Source organism: Oleiphilus sp. HI0067 (assembly GCF_001635735.1).
Genome location: NZ_LWFI01001291.1, coordinates 1 through 647 on the forward strand (window position 1 = coordinate 1; position 647 = coordinate 647).

The window sequence follows — 647 nt, forward strand, 5'->3', positions numbered from 1 at the left end:
CTGAACTTACAAATATTAATGATGATTGGGGTATTCAGACGAAGAAGTTTGAAGTGATTATTGATCAGACTAAAGCGCGTCGCGCAGGTATAACCAACGAAGATATCGCGGTTTCATTGCAGACGGGTTTGAGCGGCTTAGAGCTGACAGAGTATCGACGTGGCGAAGATATTATTCCCGTATTACTTCGAACCAAAGAGTCAGAACAAGATGATATTTCGAAGTTAGAGGGGATCTCTGTGTATGTGCAGTCTACAGGTGATTCCTTGCCTCTGAAGCAAGTCGCCGATCTGAAGCTAATATGGGAGCCCGCTAAAATTTTGCGTCGAGATCGAATCAAAACGGTCACTGTCGGAGCGCAACTCATTGATGGTGTCACAGCTACTGAAGCATTTGAGAAATTGACTCCATGGCTTGAAGAGCAGTCACAGAATTGGGAATTAAGTGCGAGTTATGAGCTTGGTGGCGAGTTTGAGAGCTCGGATAAGGCAAATGAGTCTATTGCTGCAAAGCTACCGATAGCTGGCTTTTTAATTCTGATTTTGTTGGTCGCGCAATTTAATTCTCTTCGCAAGCCTGCGATTGTTTTAATGACGATACCTCTAGGGTTTATTGGTGTCGCGATTGGTCTCGTTGTGGCTCATTCA

1 protein-coding gene is annotated in these 647 nt (G+C 44.4%); it reads left to right on the top strand.

Going from position 1 to position 647, the window contains the following annotated elements; genetic code table 11:
* On the top strand, window positions 1-647 hold a 647-nt coding region (locus A3739_RS20025; protein ID WP_197472460.1), incomplete at both ends, for an efflux RND transporter permease subunit.